Origin of the sequence: Propionispora vibrioides (assembly GCF_900110485.1) — a bacterium.
In the GTDB taxonomy this organism is placed as follows: Bacteria; Bacillota; Negativicutes; order Propionisporales; family Propionisporaceae; genus Propionispora; species Propionispora vibrioides.
Map to the genome: position 1 here is coordinate 84,516 of NZ_FODY01000001.1, position 19,202 is coordinate 103,717.

General features: G+C 43.2%; 19 protein-coding genes. 13 read left to right on the top strand and 6 right to left on the bottom strand.

All coding sequences use genetic code 11. The features are described 5' to 3' along the window. The first annotated feature begins 13 nt into the window (after positions 1–13). The 11 genes from proC to BMW43_RS00550 all read left to right on the top strand — a co-directional run bounded on the left by proC (position 14) and on the right by BMW43_RS00550 (position 10,762). Positions 14–826, top strand: a complete 813-nt coding sequence (proC, locus tag BMW43_RS00495; protein WP_091743711.1) for a pyrroline-5-carboxylate reductase — start codon at positions 14–16, stop codon at positions 824–826. Further along, on the top strand, positions 826–1,614 hold the full coding sequence (locus tag BMW43_RS00500; protein WP_091743435.1) for a YlmH family RNA-binding protein: 789 nt from the start codon (positions 826–828) through the stop codon (positions 1,612–1,614). The genes proC and BMW43_RS00500 overlap by 1 nt, the downstream gene beginning before the upstream one ends. 13 nt (positions 1,615–1,627) lie before the next feature. Then, entirely contained in the window at positions 1,628–2,080 is a 453-nt protein-coding gene (locus tag BMW43_RS00505) for a DivIVA domain-containing protein (RefSeq protein ID WP_091743436.1), read from the top strand. Between the two features lie 88 nt (positions 2,081–2,168). After that, complete coding sequence (locus BMW43_RS00510) at positions 2,169–2,468, top strand: DUF5665 domain-containing protein (protein ID WP_091743437.1); 300 nt, start codon at positions 2,169–2,171, stop codon at positions 2,466–2,468. 28 nt (positions 2,469–2,496) lie between these two features. Beyond that, entirely contained in the window at positions 2,497–3,024 is a 528-nt protein-coding gene (locus BMW43_RS00515) for a nitroreductase family protein (protein ID WP_091743438.1), read from the top strand. A 19-nt stretch (positions 3,025–3,043) separates the two neighbouring features. Next, entirely contained in the window at positions 3,044–3,670 is a 627-nt protein-coding gene (locus tag BMW43_RS00520; protein WP_091743439.1) for a TraR/DksA C4-type zinc finger protein, read from the top strand. 530 nt (positions 3,671–4,200) lie between these two features. Then, a complete protein-coding gene (gene hflX / locus BMW43_RS00530) occupies positions 4,201–6,003 on the top strand; it encodes a GTPase HflX (RefSeq protein ID WP_091743441.1) in 1,803 nt (600 codons plus the stop codon). A 3-nt stretch (positions 6,004–6,006) separates the two neighbouring features. Next, on the top strand, positions 6,007–7,251 hold the full coding sequence (locus tag BMW43_RS00535; protein WP_091743442.1) for a methionine gamma-lyase family protein: 1,245 nt from the start codon (positions 6,007–6,009) through the stop codon (positions 7,249–7,251). A 289-nt stretch (positions 7,252–7,540) separates the two neighbouring features. Beyond that, entirely contained in the window at positions 7,541–8,503 is a 963-nt protein-coding gene (locus tag BMW43_RS00540) for a tetratricopeptide repeat protein (RefSeq protein WP_218140577.1), read from the top strand. Between the two features lie 29 nt (positions 8,504–8,532). After that, positions 8,533–9,306 carry a PRC-barrel domain-containing protein gene (locus BMW43_RS00545; protein ID WP_091743444.1) on the top strand — a complete coding sequence of 258 codons (774 nt, stop codon included), beginning with the start codon at positions 8,533–8,535 and terminating at the stop codon, positions 9,304–9,306. 85 nt (positions 9,307–9,391) lie between these two features. Then, a complete protein-coding gene (locus tag BMW43_RS00550) occupies positions 9,392–10,762 on the top strand; it encodes a VanW family protein (RefSeq protein ID WP_091743445.1) in 1,371 nt (456 codons plus the stop codon). 60 nt (positions 10,763–10,822) lie between these two features. On the opposite strand, the gene lexA is transcribed toward BMW43_RS00550, so the two are convergent. Continuing rightward, positions 10,823–11,440, bottom strand: a complete 618-nt coding sequence (gene lexA / locus BMW43_RS00555) for a transcriptional repressor LexA (protein ID WP_091743446.1) — start codon at positions 11,438–11,440, stop codon at positions 10,823–10,825. Positions 11,441–11,576: 136 nt separating this feature from the next. Between lexA and BMW43_RS00560 the strand changes: the two genes are divergently transcribed. After that, the gene (locus BMW43_RS00560; RefSeq protein WP_091743447.1) at positions 11,577–11,870 is read left to right on the top strand and encodes a LysM peptidoglycan-binding domain-containing protein; all 294 of its coding nucleotides are present in this window, start codon (positions 11,577–11,579) and stop codon (positions 11,868–11,870) included. 630 nt (positions 11,871–12,500) lie between these two features. Further along, positions 12,501–13,451 (top strand): tyrosine-type recombinase/integrase, encoded by a 951-nt coding sequence (locus BMW43_RS00565; protein WP_245732179.1) that lies wholly within the window; start codon positions 12,501–12,503, stop codon positions 13,449–13,451. A 32-nt stretch (positions 13,452–13,483) separates the two neighbouring features. On the opposite strand, the gene BMW43_RS00570 is transcribed toward BMW43_RS00565, so the two are convergent. The 5 genes from BMW43_RS00570 to BMW43_RS00590 all read right to left on the bottom strand — a co-directional run bounded on the left by BMW43_RS00570 (position 13,484) and on the right by BMW43_RS00590 (position 19,189). After that, the gene (locus tag BMW43_RS00570) at positions 13,484–14,497 is read right to left on the bottom strand and encodes a chymotrypsin family serine protease (RefSeq protein ID WP_091743449.1); all 1,014 of its coding nucleotides are present in this window, start codon (positions 14,495–14,497) and stop codon (positions 13,484–13,486) included. A 73-nt stretch (positions 14,498–14,570) separates the two neighbouring features. Beyond that, positions 14,571–15,491, bottom strand: a complete 921-nt coding sequence (locus BMW43_RS00575; protein ID WP_091743450.1) for a patatin-like phospholipase family protein — start codon at positions 15,489–15,491, stop codon at positions 14,571–14,573. Between the two features lie 94 nt (positions 15,492–15,585). Next, positions 15,586–16,326 carry a class I SAM-dependent methyltransferase gene (locus BMW43_RS00580; protein WP_245732163.1) on the bottom strand — a complete coding sequence of 247 codons (741 nt, stop codon included), beginning with the start codon at positions 16,324–16,326 and terminating at the stop codon, positions 15,586–15,588. A 12-nt stretch (positions 16,327–16,338) separates the two neighbouring features. Beyond that, complete coding sequence (locus BMW43_RS00585) at positions 16,339–17,820, bottom strand: sensor domain-containing diguanylate cyclase (RefSeq protein ID WP_091743451.1); 1,482 nt, start codon at positions 17,818–17,820, stop codon at positions 16,339–16,341. A 193-nt stretch (positions 17,821–18,013) separates the two neighbouring features. After that, entirely contained in the window at positions 18,014–19,189 is a 1,176-nt protein-coding gene (locus BMW43_RS00590; RefSeq protein ID WP_245732164.1) for an aminotransferase class I/II-fold pyridoxal phosphate-dependent enzyme, read from the bottom strand. Positions 19,190–19,202: the final 13 nt, after the last annotated feature.

The following is a 19,202-nucleotide window of genomic DNA, read 5'->3' on the forward strand; positions in this document are numbered from 1 at the left end:
GGGGGATACTATGTTGCTACAAAATAAGAAGATTAGCTTTCTGGGCGGGGGGGCCATGGCGGAAGCCCTGATCCGGGGAATCTTAAAAGCGGGCTTGGTCAAACCGGAGCAGATCACTGCCAATGATATCTCGCAAGAACGGTTGCATTACCTGGCAGACCGGTATCAAATCCAGATTTCCCTGGAGGGGACAGCGGTGGCGGCTGAAGCCGATATATTATTTTTGACCGTCAAACCGCAAGTTATTAACCAGGTTTTAGAGCATGTCGCTTCCACGGTCAGAAAAGAAACCACCGTTATTTCTATTGTTGCCGGCTTTACGATTGCTGCACTGGAACAGGCATTGCCCCAGGTTCCGGTAGTGAGAGTAATGCCCAATACTCCGGTAGCTGTAGGGGAGGGAATGTCGGCCATTGCGCTGGGAACCTTTGCCGATGCGGGTATTGGTGAAATAGCTTCTGCTATTTTCTCTTCCGTTGGACAAGTTGTGAATTTACCGGAAAGCTTGCTGGATGCTGTGACCGGATTATCCGGCAGTGGACCGGGTTATGCTTTCGTTATTATTGATGCGCTAGCCGATGCCGGCGTACGGGCTGGTTTGCCCCGTGCCCAGGCACTGCTTTTATCGGCGCAAACCTTGTTAGGTGCCGCCAAGATGGTTATTGAAACCGGCGAGCATCCTGCCAAGCTCCGGGATATGGTCACATCGCCGGGAGGAACAACCATTGCCGGAATTCATGTACTGGAACAACAGGGCGTGCGGGCTGCTTTAAGTGATGCCGTTATAGCTGCTGCTAATCGCTCACGCGAATTGGGGAAAAAGTAATGGCTGAGAGGGAAAAAATCTTACGATATTATCGTGCCAGCGGTGACGAAGCTGTAGCTGCCCAGTTGTTGGATTTAGCTGAAACTACTCTCCGGAGCCGCAAATATAAAATCAGCGATTTTCTTGATCCCTATGGGTTTACCATTGCCGAGACAATCATTGCTCATTATGATGGCCGTCTAGTGCTGCAAGCGCTGGGCGGTTATGAAGATGCCGAACGCAATAAAGCTGTTTTTATAAGTAACGATTATTTAGGGAAAGTGGATTCGCCGCTAGCGGCCCTGCAAATAAGCTGGGATGGCCGCTATGATCATTTATCCCACCGGGATGTTCTCGGCGCCTTGATCGGCTTGGGTATTAAGCGAGAAGTTTTCGGTGATATCCTAATGCAGGGCGAACAATGTCAAATTATTGTTGACCGGACATTGGCCGCATTTATCTTGGAAAACCTTACTGATGTCGGTTCAGCCAGAGTAAGTGTGGCTGAAATTGCGCTTACCGACATTGTGGCACCGGAAAAAAAGGTCAAGGAAATCAAGACGACTGTTGCGTCCCTGCGATTGGATGTGATTGCCGCCGCCGGCTTTGGTGTCTCCCGCAGCCGGATGGCCGATGAAATTGCGGCAGATAAAGTGAAGGTTAATTGGCAGAGTGCCAAAAACAGTGCTCAGACCGTGAAACAGGGTGATGTCCTTTCTATGCGTGGTCGTGGACGGGTAGAGGTATGTGAAATCATCGGACAAACGAAAAAAGGACGGACCAGTATATTTTTAAAACGGTTTATATAGTGGAGGTGGAAGAATGCTAACACCATTAGATATTCATAATCAGGAATTCAAACGCAGCTTCCGTGGCTATAACGAAGAAGAAGTGGATGAGTTTTTGGACCGGGTCATTAAAGATTATGAACAGCTATACCGGGAAAATATCGAAATTAAGGAATCTTTAGATCGTCTAAATAGTAAGCTGGAACATTTTCAAAATATGGAAAACACTTTGCATAATACACTGGTGATTGCTCAAGAAACTGCAGAAGAAGTAAAGTTAAATGCTAAAAAAGAAACAGAACTATTAATTAAGGAAACGGAAATCAAAGCGCAAAAAATGATTGAAGAAGCCATGGGTAAGGTACGGAAAATGAATGGTGAGTATGAAGAACTTCAAAAACAGGCACAGATTTTTCGCACCCGTATCAGAACACTGCTGCAAGCTCAACTGGAAATGGTAAAAAATGCAGAAGAAGACGATGTCTGATAAATTGACATAGTAAAGTGATTTTAAAACCGGAAATTACCGGTTTTTTTTTTATTGATATGGGAACTATAAGCGGGGAGGATTCAGTATGGCTAAGGAAAAGAATGAATCGGAATTGCTTGCTCTCCAAATGGAAAAATTAGTACGGCATTTTGAGGCCCTGCGTATCGCCGACTATATGGAATTGCTGGAAAGACCGTTTCGATTAATAGCCATAAATTTTGTGGCCGGCTTGTCCAGGGGGTTTGGCATAGCCATAGGAGCAACCTTGATTTTTGCTTTAATGCTGGAATTCTTGCGGCGCCTGATTATGTTGAATATTCCTGGAATTGGCGGCTTTATTGCCGAACTGATTCGTATTGTGGAAATGAAAAACGGTCAAATCTAAACTGGTAAAATGTCCGGGGGGAATAGAAATGACGGAAGAAATTTTCGAATGCATGAGGGAATCAAAAACAGTACGAAATTTTAGGCAGGACCCCATTACAGATGAAAGTCTTGCCAAGCTTATCGAAGCCGCCTGCTGGGCCCCCAGTGCCGGTAACCTACAGCCATGGTTTTTCTATGTAGTAAAAAACGAAAAGGTAAAGCAAAGGCTGGCCGCAGTCTGTACGGATCAGCCACAAGTTGCCGAAGCTCCTGTGGCCATCGTCGTTATGGCTGACCCGGCAAAATCAAATGAAAAATACGGAGAAAGAGGCGCCCAGCTCTATTGCCTTCAGGATACGGCTGCCGCTGCAGAAAATCTGTTATTGGCCGCCGAAAGCATGGGCCTGGCAACTTGCTGGGTCGGTAGCTTCGATGAGCCGCAGGTACAAAAATTGGTGGAAGCACCGCCGCGGTTGCGGGCTGTCGCCATTATCTGTGTAGGCTACAGTGATCAACAGATAAGCTCACCTAAAGAGCGATTGCGGGTGGCCGAGGTAACCAAAATAATTCATTAACAGTTACGGAGTGTATGAAATGAATGAAAGTGAGCGCCAAAAATATAAGACTCGTTTATTGCAAGAAAAAGAACGGCTTGGTTCCCAGATTTCCCGCTTAGCTGAGGCGGAAACCTCAAAAGCTATGTCTGATTCTATCGGAGAATTATCCATGTATGACAATCATCCTGCCGATATTGGCGATGAATTATTTGAACGTAGTAAGGATATGGCTCTGCGTGAAAATGAAGAGCTGCTATTGGCAGAGGTGGAAACTGCCCTGAAAAAACTGGCTGTCGGCAACTATGGTATTTGCGACGCTTGTGGCCAAGAAATCACCAGGGAACGCCTGAATGCCATTCCTTGGGCTTCAAAATGTCTCCTGTGTCAGCAAGAGGCCGATCATCCCGATTCTACCCCCAGGCCGCTCGAAGAAGAAGTTTTGGAACCTCCTTTTCAGCGTACTTTTTTAGACCAGACAGAATTTAACGGCTTTGACGGCGAAGACGCATTACAGGCGGTTATGAAATTTGGCAGTTCCGACACTCCCCAGGATATTCCCGGCACAGATGATTACCAGGCTTTGTTTCCCAATAGCAACGAACATCAGGGACTTGTGGAAAAAACCGATGCCATTCCCAACCAAACGACCGGAAAAAGAAAATAATATAAAAATTATATAGCAGGAGCTGTCTTGCATTAAGATCTCATGAGATATGGCTGGTACTCACAGATTACTTAATAACCAAGACAGCTTCTTTCTATAGATAAACAAATAAATGAATTAAAAGCGAGGAGGAAATCTTTATATGCAAATTTCGCGACGAGAACGTAAAAAACAGCTGCAAGCCCTTATCCGTAAACGGATAACTGCCGGATTTGGTTTATTTATCACCTGTTTTTTGCTGGCCATCCCATTATATTTCAATCAGCTATTTATCTTTGCCATAGAAACAGTTATTATATTATACGGGCTATTTATTATAAATCCTTATCACATCAGAAATTTTATTCCCGGATTAAATTGCTCGCACCGCAGTACCCGTTGTATAGTAATAGTAATCTATATATTACTCTCGATGGTTTCACTCAGTGAATTTTTAGGCAACCGCTGATTTAAGCCTGTTGGCATGGCGGAAGATTCTTCCCTAGAATAAATACTGCTAATTTATTTATTGTTATAGAGGAGAGATTGGATTGAATAAAATCCAGGGAAACATTAATGGAATTCGCAAAAGTATTCTATCCCGTCTGGACGCGCTTTATGAATATACAATTCCGCCTGATCAGCCGGCCACGATAGAATTAATCAATTTGTTGGCGGCATTTACTTCGGAAATAAACCGGGAAGTTATGGTTTACATAAATAGAAAAGGACAGATTATTCAAATTGCCGTTGGTGATGCTGTCACTGTCTCGTTGCCTGTACTACCGGGAAAACGCTCATTAAACAGATTAAGCGGCATTCGCTGCCTGCATACTCATCCCGATGGCAATAGCGAATTAAGTGCCGTTGATATTAGCGCATTACAAGAAATGCGTTTTGATCTTATGGCTGCCATCGGCGCGGGGGAAACACCTGATGATACCAAGATTACCTTAGGCGTGATTGCCGGCATTTCCGATGAAGATACTTATCGTTTTGAAATGGCCGGACCATTTCAGGTGGAAAATTTCGTACAACTGAATTTTCCGGCTTTAATCAGACAAATAGAAGAGACGTTACTGCGCCAAACGACATTCAGCAATCTGGAAAAACCGGAACGGGCCCTGCTTGTTGGTTTGGAAAGGTCTCAGGCCTGGAATATACGGGATTCTCTACAGGAATTGGAACAACTTGCCGAAACGGCAGGTGCCAGTGTTGTAGGGAAAACCTGGCAGAAGCGTGAGCGACCGGACACCACTTTTTTTGTTGGCCGTGGGAAAATACAAGAGCTTAGTCTTTTGCGTCAACAACAAAATGCCAACATGATTATTTTTGACGATGAACTCATTCCTTCTCAGCAACGAAACATCGAGCAGGCTCTGGGCGTCAAAATTATCGATCGTACAGCGCTTATTTTAGATATCTTTGCGCAGCGGGCCCGTTCGCATGAAGGTAAGTTACAAGTGGAATTAGCACAATTAAAATACAGCCTCCCCCGCTTAAGCGGACAGGGCCTGGTTCTTTCCAGATTAGGAGGCGGGATTGGGACACGCGGCCCCGGTGAAACCAAGCTAGAGGTAGACCGCCGCCGGATTCGTTCCAGAATCAGCTTTCTTGAAGGAGAGATTAATAGCATTCGTGCCAAACGCAATTTACATCGCGCCAAAAGGCAGGAAGCCCGCGTACCGACCATGGCCTTAGTTGGTTATACCAATGCAGGTAAATCCACTTTGCTCAACAAACTGACTCAATCAGAGGTATTGGCGGAAGATAAGCTTTTTGCTACCTTAGATCCCACCACCAGAAAATTTACACTAAACAATGGAAAGGAAGCCCTGTTAACGGACACCGTTGGTTTTATTCAAAAGCTGCCACACCAACTGGTAGCTGCTTTCCGGGCTACTTTAGAGGAGATTTCCTATGCGGATATTCTGCTGCATGTAGTGGATGCCAGCAGTCCGCTTCTACAAGAACAAAGTGATGCTGTGCTGCAGGTTATTGCGGAATTGGAGCTAAGCAATAAACCTTTGATTACAGTATTTAATAAAATTGATCAAATTGACGATCCAGAGCAGATAAACGATTTGCTGCTTCAAAAAGACAGTGTCGCCATTTCAGCGAAAGAAAATACCGGTCTTGACCAGCTGTTACAGGAAATAGAGAAACTTTTGGACAGTCAAACAGTTGACACTGAATTACTTATACCATATAATGACACCGGCATTATTTCACAATTATATGACTGCGCCGTTGTTCATAACGTTGATTATCAAGCAGAGGCGATTCACGTAAAAGTTTCCCTAACACCTGAATTAGTCAAACGTTATAGTATATACATAACAGGAGAGAAGTAGACAATGTGTTTTTCCGAATCTTTATTGGCTTTACGCCGCAAAGCATTAGAAGAAGTGATACCCTATTATTCAGCCATCGATGATATTGCCGAAAAAAATACGGCCCGTATATTAGAAATCTTTCGCAAGCACCAGATTGCAAGCTACCATTTCAGCGCCACCACTGGCTACGGTTACAATGACGCCGGCCGCGATAAACTGGAAGAGGTGTGGGCTGATGTCTGCGGTACGGAAAAAGCCTTGGTTAGAACTCAGTTTGTATCGGGCACGCACGCACTGGCTACCGTATTATTCGGTATATTGCGCCCCGGCGATGAACTGCTTGCCGTTACCGGTGCACCTTATGATACCATGCAATCGGTCATTGGCTATGCCCAAGATAGTCCCGGCTCTCTAAAGGATTTCGGAGTTGCCTATCGGGAAATCGCCATGACCGCTAATGGGGAGGTGGACTTTGCCGCCCTAAAGAACGCTATTCACGCCAAAACTAAAGTAGCTCTCATCCAGCGGTCCCGTGGCTACAGTCTTAGAAATCCCTTACAGATCAGCCAAATTGCCGCTATCTCTGAATATATAAAGATGATCAAACCGGATTGTATCTGTTTTGTCGACAACTGCTATGGCGAATTTGTGGACAGCCTTGAACCGACAGCAGCCGGAGCGGATATCATGGCCGGTTCGTTAATCAAGAATCCCGGTGGTGGTTTGGCAGCTACCGGCGGTTACATTGCTGGCCGTTCGGATTTGGTTGAAATGGCCGCTTACCGTCTTACCGCCCCCGGCATAGGCAGTGAGGTGGGATCTTCTATTGGTGGCAACCGCTTGCTCTATCAGGGCTTGTTTATGGCTCCCCACACCACGGCGCAAGCCGTGAAAGGCGCCATGTTTGCTGCTGCCTTTTTCTCTCTGTTGGGTTATACCACCTTTCCCGGACTAAATGAACGGCGCAGTGATATTATCCAGGCTATCCAGCTAGATTCGCCGGAAAAAATGGTTGCCTTTTGCCGGGGACTGCAAAAGTACTCCCCGGTCGATTCCCATGTGAAACCGGAGCCGAGCGGTATGCCTGGCTATAGCGACGCCGTTATTATGGCCGGCGGTACTTTTGTCCAAGGTTCTTCCATTGAACTTAGTGCGGATGGCCCGCTCCGTCCGCCTTATGCCGTCTATTTGCAAGGCGGCTTAACCTTGGAGCATGTCATATTAGGTGTAATGGGAGCGGCAACAGAAATGGCGAGTCTCGTATAATTCGAATAATTAACATATTTCTATCATCTTATATAAAAACAGACAGGAATATTCTATAACATGTCGAAAGTAAATATAGATAATTTTAGAAAATAAACATTTTATGGTGGTAGTTTTGGAGTATATTATTGTTACCTTAACGGCAGTGACAGCAACTACACTGATCGTTTATAAGCTGGGAAACAGATTAACCGGCGTGACTTTGCATATAAAGTCCTTGATTTTATGTGCCATATGCGCTTTATTCATTAGTCTGATTTTGCCGCGAATTGTAGTAGATTTTGCCGGTTTGTCCGGCAGTGTTATTTTTTTGTTATTTTTTGCTATCATTTTTGCCTACTTTGTTGCTCAATATGATGCTTCTTGTAAACCTACCCAGTCAACTGATCAGGTAATAGACTCCGAGGCTTTTTCCGAAGTCTATATAGCGGTAAAAATTCCTTTCGACGACAGTATTGCCGACCATACACTGACTCCGGAAAGGGTAAAAGTAGTAACAGAAGAAGAAGTAATCGCAAAAACTCAGCCGGAATTTGCTGTGGCTGCAGCTTCTGTTGCAGTACCGGAAACAGAGTGTACATCTAATAACAATCTTCAGGAAAAACCGGAGCCGGTGGCGCCTATTATACTTCAACAGGTAAATGATGACGAGGAACGTCATATAGAGGAAGTGGCTGAAGAAGTGAAAAAAATAGATAACCCTAATCTGATTGATTGTATTATCGATCCGGCGATAACCGCCGAACCAGTTGAATTCGAAACGGCAGCTACCGTTTCGATAGCTGCCGACCAGGATATTGTTTCCTCAACATTTGCAGAGGAACTGCCTCAAGCTGATTCTTCCACCATTTTAGCTGCACCGGCTGTTTCGCTGGAAGAATTAATGGAAAAAGCTTATCTGGAAAAAGAGCAAAAAAACTTTAATCAAGCGCTCATTATTTTCCGGCAGGCATTGTCGCAATATCCGGAAGATGATACTGCTCCATTTTTAACTGTCGAAATAGGCAATATCCTAAAAAACAAAGGACTCTACGACGAGGCAATACAAGTGTTTTCCGATGGACGCAATTTATCAGGTCTGCACAACGACCCATTGTTAGAGCAAGAATTTATCTCGACAGTGGCTTATTTACGAATTATCAAAAACACCCTGCTTCAGCACCGTTTGGGATTTGTCCCTTTTAACAGCATCCCGGAAGCGATTGTGGAAGAAATTAATACTGAGTTTCGCGAATGGCGCAACCTAAGTTAATATTTTAAATTCTAGGAGGAGTACTGTAAATGAAAAAGAGTGTAGACATTTTAGGGTTACAAGTGATTAGTATTAGCGAAGGTAAAGAGTTGGGCAGCGTTAAGGGATTAGTGATTAATTCCAGTGAGGGAAGCGTAGCCGCACTAATTATTGACGATGGTAAATGGTATTTAGGTGCAAAACTATTGCCTTTTTCCGCTATTGCCGGCATTGGTGAATATGCTGTCACGGTGGAAGGCAGCGATGAAGTATTATCGGTTTCCACGGCACCTGATTATGAAAAGTTGTTAGCTGCCGACATTAGAATTATAGACACCAAAATCGTGACCAAAACAGGCCGGATATTGGGTAAGGTAGTCGAGTTTAATATTGACGAAAACGGAAAAATTGTTGCTTGTGATATTGAGGATGTAAAAGGTGAAGCACTGACCTTAGCAGCGCAACGAGTTATTACATTTGGTAAGCAAGTTACCGTTATCGCCGAAGAGGATGCTTTTATTACTGAAACAGCTGCTCCGGTAACCAAGGAAATCCCTGTCCAGCCTAAAGAAGAAGTCGCGCCGGCACCGGTGATAAAAACTGCACCTCCGGTCGAAACGCCGGAAAAGCAGCAACAAGAAGAACCGGAAAAAAAGGTGGACGACAAACACCGTAAATTCTTGCTAGGGAAAAAAGCCAGCCGTCGTATTGAAACGGATAATGGCGTAATTATTGTGGATCAGGGTGGAGAAATTACAGAAGAAGTACTGCAAAAAGCAAAACTTGCTGGGAAATTTGTTGAACTCTCAATGAATATTCAATAAACCGAGTAAAATCCCCGCTATTGCGGGGATTTTCTCACTTCCCAGTTTTCGCTCATTCAAGCTAAACATGAAAGGGTGCTAGACTGTGCAAATTGCATCAGGAAAACGTACCACCAATATTATTCTTTTTTTAGCTATCATTGTTTTATTTAGTTCGGTTAGTTTATTTGCTGCTAATGCCGCGTTTGCCGTTAGAGATGAAATTTATACCGGCGTCAAAATTGGTAATATTCCTGTCGGTGGCCTCTCCGAAGCAGAGGCCAGGACCAAGGTGACTACACTGATGAACGACCGTCTCGCCAAGAATCCTCTAATACTGATCTATAAAGACCGTGAGTGGACAATCCAGCCTACAGAAATTAAATTGTCAGTAGATATTGATTCACTAATTAAACAGGCTTACCAAGTCGGCCGAAGCGGCAATATTATTCAGCGTCTGCAAGAACGGTATATCACTATTAATAAAGGCTATCAGTTGCCTATTAACTTTGCTTATGACAAGGAAAAACTCAGTGAAATACTAACCTCTATTGCGACTACTCTAAATCAAGAACCGCAAAGCGCCAAAGTAGTGTTAAATGGGGTAAAAATTGTGTCTATCCCTGATACTGAGGGACTAAAGGTAGATGTGGAAGCTACTACCAAGGCAATTAATGACAAGATCAATACCGATAGTTTGCCTTATAAAGTTTCTCTGGTTGTGAATGTTACCAAGCCTAACATTGTCTTGGAAGATTTGAAGAGTATTGATGATCTCATTGCAAGCTACACTACACAATTCAATTCGCAAAATGAAAATCGTGTACAAAATATCCGTTTGGCTGCTACAAGCGTAAATAATATCCTATTGCGTCCAGGCGAAACATTTTCCTTCAATCAAACTGTTGGCTTACGTCTGGCGGAATACGGTTATAAAGAAGCGCCTGTTTTTATTAACGGCAAGTTGGTTCCCGACTGGGGCGGCGGCGTCTGTCAGGTTAGCAGCACTCTGTATAACGCAGTCTTGCTGGCCGATATGAATATTTTGGAAAGAACTTCTCATTATCGTCCACCTGGATATGTACCACTGGGACAGGACGCAACGGTCGCCGATAATTTGCTTGATTTTAAATTTAGTAATTCATCGGAACATAATATTTTCATTGGCAGTGAATTGACCGATACCCATCTGACTATTTACGTATTCGGCAAGAGCGAAAAGCGTCCGGAAATTACAGTGGCTGCTACAGACAAAAAGGTGATAGAGCCGAACACGATTGTAAAACAGGACCCGGATCTGGAATTGGGGAAAGAAGTGGTAGAATCGGAAGGGGAAAAAGGCTTCCAGGTGACAACCTACCGGATTAAGCAATTGAATGGAAAGGAAATCAGTCGGGAACTGCTGGCTAAAGATGAATTTCCTCCGGATGACCGGATTGTGCGGGTAGGCACCAAAAATTTGCATGATCAAAAATAATATAATAAATAAAACAAAAAAGACAAGGGGTAAGGTTACCCTTTGTCTTTTTTGTTTTATTTACAATAATCGCAATACGCCAATAACCTTACCAACAATGGCTACATCCTTTACATAAATAGGAGCCATTTCATCATTTTCCGGCTGTAAGCGGACGACATTCTTCTCTTTGTAGAATCGCTTCACCGTAGTTTCTTCATTATCAATAAGTACTACAACAATATCGCCGTTATTTGCATCTTTTTGTTCCCTAACCAAAATATAGTCACCGTCAAGAATCCCGGCATTGATCATACTGGTTCCTTTTACAGTCAGCATAAAAACATTGTCGTCCCGGACCAGTTCTGTCGGCAGGGGGTAGGTCTCTTCAATATTTTCTATAGCTAAGATAGGCTGTCCCGCTGTGACACAACCAACCAAAGGGACAGGAGTCAAATGTTTTTGGCGCCAGGGAGCTTCATCCAGCACATCAATGGCACGGGGTTTGGTTGGGTCGCGTTTGATCAGTCCTAACTGTTCTAATTTGGAAAGATGACTATGGACGGTAGAACTGGAACTCAATCCCACGGCTTCACCGATTTCACGCACTGATGGCGGATAGCCTTTAGCCCGCAATGTACTCTTTATATAGTCCAATATTTGCTGCTGTCGCGAATTTAGATAAGCGTCATTGTTCATGTTCATCCTCATTTCCTAATACTCAACCTAATTATAGCAATAGTTAACAAAAAATGCAAACATTCGTTCGAAAGCATATTGACCAGAACATACGTACGTGTTAAAATAATACCAAACAGATGTTCGAGGTGATGATATGTTTAATAAGCCGAATCTATTTTTCATTTTGGGAATCATCTTAGGATTTTTATTTTTTGTTACTTATCAAAATGTCTATGCCCAGTCCAATATGTTTTTAGACTCTAAAACCTATGTCGTTGTCCAGGTAGAGAAAAATGACACCTTATGGAGCATCGCTGAAAAACACATTACCAACCAGAATGATATTCGTGATTTGATCCGTGCTATCAAATATATAAATCATATTGACGAAAGCGTTAGCATCTATCCGGGGCAAGAGTTAAAAGTTCCACTCATAACATCGACTTAAAGGTTATAATATATTTCATTTATTTAAAATTCATGAGGAATTTTCTATTATCTGATATCTGAATTCGGGGCTGCCATAGCCTCTTTTTCTTAAGTATTTTACGTCCGATAATATCTATTATGTTAAGTAAACGATTGAAAGGGGTCAAACTTGACTCAAGGTATCATGGTAACCGTTTTTCCGAATATGCTTTATCAATATATTTGTTGTGTTCTATTAATGTTCGTCCGGCGCTTTTAAAGTTTTAGTTTTATTTATATTTAAATGAGCTACTTTTTACAGTCTAATACCGTCAATTATTTTCTATAACTATATTTTCTATTAATTATATAAATATATAAAAAATCTAATTATCACTACCGGAAATCATCGTCACAAATTGAAAATACGCCCTGTATTTCAGTTTGTCCGATAGTAAGCCTTAGCGGCACATAAAAGCTCATTAGCCGCTTTGTATGGCCTTATAAACAGCTATAATCTGAATTAACGATGCTCATCGGTTCCTGTTTGTAATCGCCCTTTACAAAATCCCAGTTTCATCCTATTTTCTTGCCAAAAGATATCCTTATAAGTATAATTATAAGGATATCTAAGATAAACCAATGGGATAAGGCAGGGATAATTTTGAAAATGTCCGGCGCAGCAATTGACGCAACTAATTTTATAGAAAATATAAAAGAGTATATTAAAAGAGATTCGGCTCATGGCCGCCCTTCGCAAGACACGCTAAATACCTATATGTCAAATATCAATCAATTTCTTCAGTGGTGCAACCTGGAAGCCCGTATCCATCCTTTAGCGGCTGTCCAGGATGATATTAAAGAATACAGAAACTATCTGTGGGAAAATAGACAATTACGAGTATCCACGGTGTCACTCAAATTAACGGCTATCCGGCGTTTCTACGATTCAGCACGACTTAGACAGTTGGTGGAACTAAACCCTTGTGACGGTATTTTTGCCGGCGAAGATCCCTTGTTGCGGGCTACAGGCATCAAATACCTTAATGAAACTCAATTGCAGAACCTGATCAGTCTAATACCCGCTACCGGGGTGAATAACCTACGGGCCCGTTTAATCATTGCCTTTATGGCTTTACAGGGATTACGTACGGTAGAAATCCATCGCGCCAGTGTGGAAGATATTGATTTAGACCACGGTATTATGATTGTCCGCGGCAAAAAGCGCGACGGACGGATTTATCTGCGGGCAGACACACTGGCTTTGTTGTTGAAATATCTGAAGATCCGTGGCTTTGCCGAGAAGGATGAACGGGGGACTCCTCTCTTCCTCTCCACCGCTTATCATAATAAGTTTGGCAGGTTATCCCGCTGCGGCATACGGGATATCGTGGATTTTTGGTTTAAACAAGCCGGTATTAAGCAGGAAAATAGCAAAATGCTCAGTTGTCATTTACTTCGGCACTCTTGCGGGACCAACTTATATTTGCGTACCAAAGATTTAAGAATTGTGCAAGAAGTGCTGCGGCACAAAAAAATTGATACTACCACCAAATATTCGCACATTGAGGATCAATTGAATAAACGCTACACAGAATTAATCCCGCTGGAGATACTGTAGTTCCGATATATATGCTCTACATACTTATAAAATTATAAAAGTAAAGTAACATCCAGCAGTTGCAGAACATGTTCTATTTTATTGAATAAAGTGGCTTGATCAGAGCCGGCAAATAAAAGTCCTATCGCATAATTGTCCAGCGTTAAAATTAAGGACCCGCTATCACCAGGCTTACTCATCGGCCCGGCCAGAATCTGTTCACTGAATACGGCATATTCATTGGAATTAATGCTTATTTTAAGCGTCACATCAGTGGCTAATACAGTACTTTGGGTCACGCCGGTAGTTCGCCCGCTTTTTTTTATCTCCAGCCCTGCCATAGCTTCCTTTATTCCCTGAACCGGGCCGATTTCCATAATGTCAGGATTTATGCTGCTTTTATCAATGGGCTTGGCCACCGCACAATCTGCAAGGTTTTCTTTGCCGCTTTGCCGCCATACCTGAACTTTATATTGGGGACGAAAGGCTTTAATAATTTTATTAATCGCTGTTTCAAAAAACTGTGCAATAGGACATTGCGGGGTAATTAATTCCATGGACAAGGGAATGAACCTTTCTAAATGTCCTATGGCGATCTTGTCCAAACTCAAACTGGCGCCATCATATATTCCCGGTTGAGTAATTAGATCCCCCTTTTTCGAGCGGCCATCCGATCCGTTTGTCAAATTTGCCAGGACATGATTATTGGATAAAATAAATGGTTCCTGAGTCTTTCTATCATATACAACAGCACCAAAGGTTCCGGCCGAAACCTGATAATGTCCTAGACTAATACCCGGCTGCGCCGGTCTTATCATATCCGTACGGCTGGCTTGCAATAAACGGATATTGCCGACTTCAATAACATCGGTAGGTAGCCCGGCTAACGCGGAGGGGATTCGCTCATTGCGCAGGAGATCGTTTTTTTTAAGTTTTTTTTGTACCAGTACAACAACAGCTTCACGTCCCGTATTCTGCCCACGGATTAATTTATGGCCATGTCCTATACCAACCACTTGATCCAGAGTTGCCATTTGGCGAAATAGTTCCGAGAATTTTGCACTCATACAAATTCCTCCTCAACTTGACCAGTTTTCTTGGTCATTAATGTATGATATGCATCCTCAACTTGCAACGCAATTAATCGCTAAGCAATTTTTTTATTTCAGCAATCTGGGTTTGGGCAGCCTCTTCTCCACGCTTGATGCCAAGCAAGGCCTGTTTAGTGCTTTTAAAGCTTATACCCTGCATATCCGGCCGGATAATTACATCGGCATATTGCTCTCCTTTTAATAAAGTAACTTCCCGTCCCATAATATCAATACATTGCAGCAAGATTTCGCCAACCGATTTAAGATCATAATTGGCCTGACCGGCATAGCCTAAATCTACGGCTATAATGAAATCAGCCCCCATATGGTGTAATATGTCGGTGGGTAGATTATTCTTCACGGCACCATCTACCAGTGTCATGCCACGGAATTTCTTCGGCAGGAAAATACCCGGTATGGATATACTGCTGCGCACCGCATCGGTAAGTAACACATTATGATAATATCTGGCGTTTAAGATGGTGCGATGTCCCGGAATCGGTGTCGTAAAAAAAACGGTACTTGCTGAATTAATATCTACAGCCGTCACCGCCAGGGGAATTTTGGTATCATGTACGGTACGATCCTGCCAGAGTCCGGAAAAAAAACGTTCTAACTTATCTCCCTGAATCAAGCCTGTAGGCAGTACCGACCAAAACCGGAATTTACCGCTAAAAAACCACTTCATACTATGCTTGATAAGATCTGTGACCGTAACATTTAAATCAATCAAATTGGATAGATCAAGCTTTTCAGCAAGATTTACCATTTGTCTGGGAGTATAACCACAGGCATAGAGAGAGGCAACAATCGAGCCGGCGCTAGTACCTGCGATCATATCAATGGGAATGTTATGATCAAGCAAGGCCTTTAGTACGCCAATATGTGCCAGCCCCCGTACTCCACCGCCACTGAGCGCGACACCGACAACTTTAGTTTTTGTTTTTGGGCGGCCAATACGAATAAGCATAACATCCCCCCACACTCTTCTGTAACATACTATGAGTTCATTACGGGAGATGGTGTATAAAAAAACACCTGTTGAAATATGTTTTCAACAGGTGTTACATTTTCTGCGCTAAAATAATCATCCGTGGTGTTTCCGGCCCATATGGCCGGCCATCAAAATCTCCATAGGTGGATTTGATGACGAAACCACTTTGTTCCAAGATGGTAATCATCTCCGAGAGCGAATAAGAACGCAAGGCAAATTCATACTGCGTCTTAACTCCCGTTACCTGGTTAATCAGCTGCCGTTTCATCGTTGCAATACCGTTTTGCAATTCCACCTTGTAAGATAACACATACTCTCCACTAGGATGACGCCAATAGCGATTTAAACTATTACGAATCATCCATTCCTTATTCAGTAAATCAATTAAAAACAAACCACCTGAATAAAGGGAATGATTGATCAAATGCAAGACATGCGCATTTTCGCTGTCCGAAAAATAACCAAAAGCAGCAAACATGTTAATTACGGCATGGAAGCTTTGATTGTAAGAAAGCTTACGCATATCGCATTGGGAAAAAGTTATTGATACGTTTTCCTCCTGTGCCTTTTGTGTGGCTATTTCTAAAAACTCAGCCGTGGCATCCACGCCTGTCATATTAAAGCCCATTTTGGCAAGTTCAATCGTATGCCGGCCATATCCGCAATATAAATCTAAAATACAGGAATGCATAGGTAAATGTAGTACATTTGTTATAAAGTTTACTTCTTGGGCAGTTCCCGCTAAGGAATATTCTTTAAAGTCACCCAGTATATTTTGCGTCATCATGACACCTACCATTACCCGATTCATACATAAGCCTGATTATGTCGAATCAGTTTTGTCAGATTTTTCTCCAAATAATTTAACACAGTTTCTACCGGCATGCTTTGCTGTATATAAAGCAATATCCGCACATTCGATCAATTCAATATCAAAATAGGCATCCTCCGGATAGCTGGCGATTCCTACGCTTACCGACACCTGCCCGTTTGGTTGAGCCATCCCGTTAGGGAATGAATATTCGGCAATCTCCCTGCGGATTCTCTCCGCCAGCAAATAGGCTTCCGCCTCGCTGGTTTCCGGCAGTAGTATGGCAAACTCCTCACCGCCATATCTTACAACAATGTCCACATCCCGGCAGGACTGTTTGATCAAGCCTGCTACCGTGCTTAACACAGCATCACCGGCCAAATGACCGTTTGTATCATTATAGTGTTTAAAATAATCAATATCAATCATAATCAAGGATAATGAACGTCTATAGCGCATCGCCCGCTTCAGTTCTTGCGTCAAAATGGTCCTGAAATAGCGGTAATTATACAGCCCGGTTAACCCATCGGTAATCGCCTGAATTTCCACTTTTGAGACATGACTGGCATGAGCTATTGTCATGGCAATTTGACTTGCCAGTGAGCGCAGCAAATCCAAATCGTAGGACTGAAGAATCCGTCCGTCGGTTGTTTCCACATTTAACACCCCGAACAGCCGGTCATCAACGACTAAAGGAATCGCCACTTCACTGATACAATCACTGCTTCCGGTAATATAACGTGAATCCTTGGATACGTCTTCCACATAGACTAATTCCCGGTGCAATGCAGCATAGCCGGTTATGCCTCTCCCCAAAGGAATACGCCGCGAAGCATCAGCAAGACCCCGCTGCGCCGTCACTTTAAGCTCCTTGCGCTTTTCATCAAATAACATAATTGACACATGGGTAAAACCCAATTCACGGGTAATGCCGTCTAAAATTTCATTTAATACTTCCTGTTCGTTGACTGTTTTTTGCACAATGGAAGTAATTCGATACAAGGCGGCAATTTTCTTATGAGCCTGCTCGATGTCCATCATATGAAATTCCAAGTTGGACATGGCAATACACAATTCACGATTGAGTGATTCATACTGTTCAGACATACAGGTAAACTCTTCTTCGATCAGCAATGATTCAGTAATATTTTTCATAAAAACAATGACTGTGCTATATTGAGGCAAGAAAGAAAAAGAACAGGAGTAATATTCCGTTAGGCCACGAATATCAATATGGCATAACTTAGAAATATATACCGGCTGCTGTGAAGTAACACACTCATAATACGCATCATACAGAGCCGTATAATTCTCCGGAGTGATAACTCTTTTCAATAAATCAAACCAATTTCTTCCGACCAGATACTGGAGATTGCGGGCATTATGTTTATGAACATATAAATGGGTTATTCTTTCCGATGAATTCACCGCGATCAAAGAAGAAGAAATGTGATTGACTACTGTCTCAAGCATTGCAATATTGATTTGATCCATCACGTTTAATCAATCCACCTCAAAAATACAGTACCTTATACTATTCGCTAAAATAGCCATAACTCCTGCTATCAAGTAAAATATGTGAAATAATCCGAAAATATCCATACAATTTGTTCTACACATCAACTAATCATTTAAATACAGTCTATATGTAGTGTATATATTGTATTGAAATGATTTTATGACATTTTTATAATTTTTCCAGCCAGTTTGCCACCCTGTTTACACCTTCGGCCAGCCTGTCTTCCGGCTGCACCAGCGCGATGCGGACAAACCCCTCGCCACAAGCCCCAAAAGCAATACCGGGAATCACAGCAATCCCTGTATTTTGTAAAAGATCCACTGTAAAAGCTAAAGAAGTCTGCCTGGTGGGCACCGGCGCCCAAAGGAACATCGAAGCCTTAGGCTTCGGTATATTCCAACCGGTCCGCTCTAGACCGTCAACAAGAACATCACGCCGGCGCTGATACATCGCCGCCAAATCTTTCACACATTGTTGTGAGCCGCTAAGAGCTGCTATGGCAGCCTGCTGCACCGGATAGAACACACCATAATCTATATTGGATTTTAAACGGCCCAGCAATTCAATTACTCTGGCATTTCCCACAGCAAATCCAATGCGGCAGCCTGCCATATTGTATGTTTTGGACAGTGAGTGGAGCTCTATACCGATCTCTTTAGCGCCAGGGACAGATAAAAAACTATCCGGGCGATATCCGTCAAAGACCAGTTCACTATAGGCAAAATCGTGACAAACAACAAAGGAATATCGCTGCGCCAGATCAACTACTTGGGTAAAAAACTCTTTGGGTGCTATAGCAGCCAGCGGGTTATTCGGATAGTTGAGAATCATGAGCTTGGTTCGCCGCAATACATCCTCGCTAATAGCGCCTAAATCGGGAAGATAATGGTTCCCGGGTCTAAGCGGCATATAATGAATTTCAGCTCCCGCGATGAGAGGTCCCGCCGTATAGATCGGATAACCCGGATCAGGAACTAACACCACATCGCCAGGGTTAACCAGGCATAACGACAGATGAGCTAAACCATCCTGCGATCCCATCAGGGAATGGATTTCGTTCCGGGCATCTAAACAAACATTAAACTTGTGCCGGTACCAGGAGGCAATCACATCCAACAGGTCAGCATTGCCTTTCGACAGGGTATAACCGTAGCGCTCCGCGTCATTTACCGCCTCGGTTAAGGCACGCATAATGTGCTTGGCCGGCGGCATATCGGGACTGCCAATACTTAGAGTAATCACATCTTTGCCTTCACTGACTCTCGCTTGCCGCAGGTCATCCATTTGGGTAAAGATGGCCGACATCAAACCGTTCATTCGTGCAGCTTGTCCAACTATTTCCAAACCAGATCACTTC

Coding starts and splice junctions, on each gene's coding strand:
- BMW43_RS00500 (WP_091743435.1), top strand. CDS start 826: ATGGCTGAGAGGGAAAAAATCTTACGATATTATCGTGCCAGCGGTGAC.
- BMW43_RS00505 (WP_091743436.1), top strand. CDS start 1,628: ATGCTAACACCATTAGATATTCATAATCAGGAATTCAAACGCAGCTTC.
- BMW43_RS00510 (WP_091743437.1), top strand. CDS start 2,169: ATGGCTAAGGAAAAGAATGAATCGGAATTGCTTGCTCTCCAAATGGAA.
- BMW43_RS00515 (WP_091743438.1), top strand. CDS start 2,497: ATGACGGAAGAAATTTTCGAATGCATGAGGGAATCAAAAACAGTACGA.
- BMW43_RS00520 (WP_091743439.1), top strand. CDS start 3,044: ATGAATGAAAGTGAGCGCCAAAAATATAAGACTCGTTTATTGCAAGAA.
- BMW43_RS00535 (WP_091743442.1), top strand. CDS start 6,007: ATGTGTTTTTCCGAATCTTTATTGGCTTTACGCCGCAAAGCATTAGAA.
- BMW43_RS00545 (WP_091743444.1), top strand. CDS start 8,533: ATGAAAAAGAGTGTAGACATTTTAGGGTTACAAGTGATTAGTATTAGC.
- lexA (WP_091743446.1), bottom strand. CDS start 11,440: ATGAACAATGACGCTTATCTAAATTCGCGACAGCAGCAAATATTGGAC.
- BMW43_RS00560 (WP_091743447.1), top strand. CDS start 11,577: ATGTTTAATAAGCCGAATCTATTTTTCATTTTGGGAATCATCTTAGGA.
- BMW43_RS00565 (WP_245732179.1), top strand. CDS start 12,501: ATGTCCGGCGCAGCAATTGACGCAACTAATTTTATAGAAAATATAAAA.
- BMW43_RS00570 (WP_091743449.1), bottom strand. CDS start 14,497: ATGAGTGCAAAATTCTCGGAACTATTTCGCCAAATGGCAACTCTGGAT.
- BMW43_RS00575 (WP_091743450.1), bottom strand. CDS start 15,491: ATGCTTATTCGTATTGGCCGCCCAAAAACAAAAACTAAAGTTGTCGGT.
- BMW43_RS00580 (WP_245732163.1), bottom strand. CDS start 16,326: ATGAATCGGGTAATGGTAGGTGTCATGATGACGCAAAATATACTGGGT.
- BMW43_RS00585 (WP_091743451.1), bottom strand. CDS start 17,820: ATGGATCAAATCAATATTGCAATGCTTGAGACAGTAGTCAATCACATT.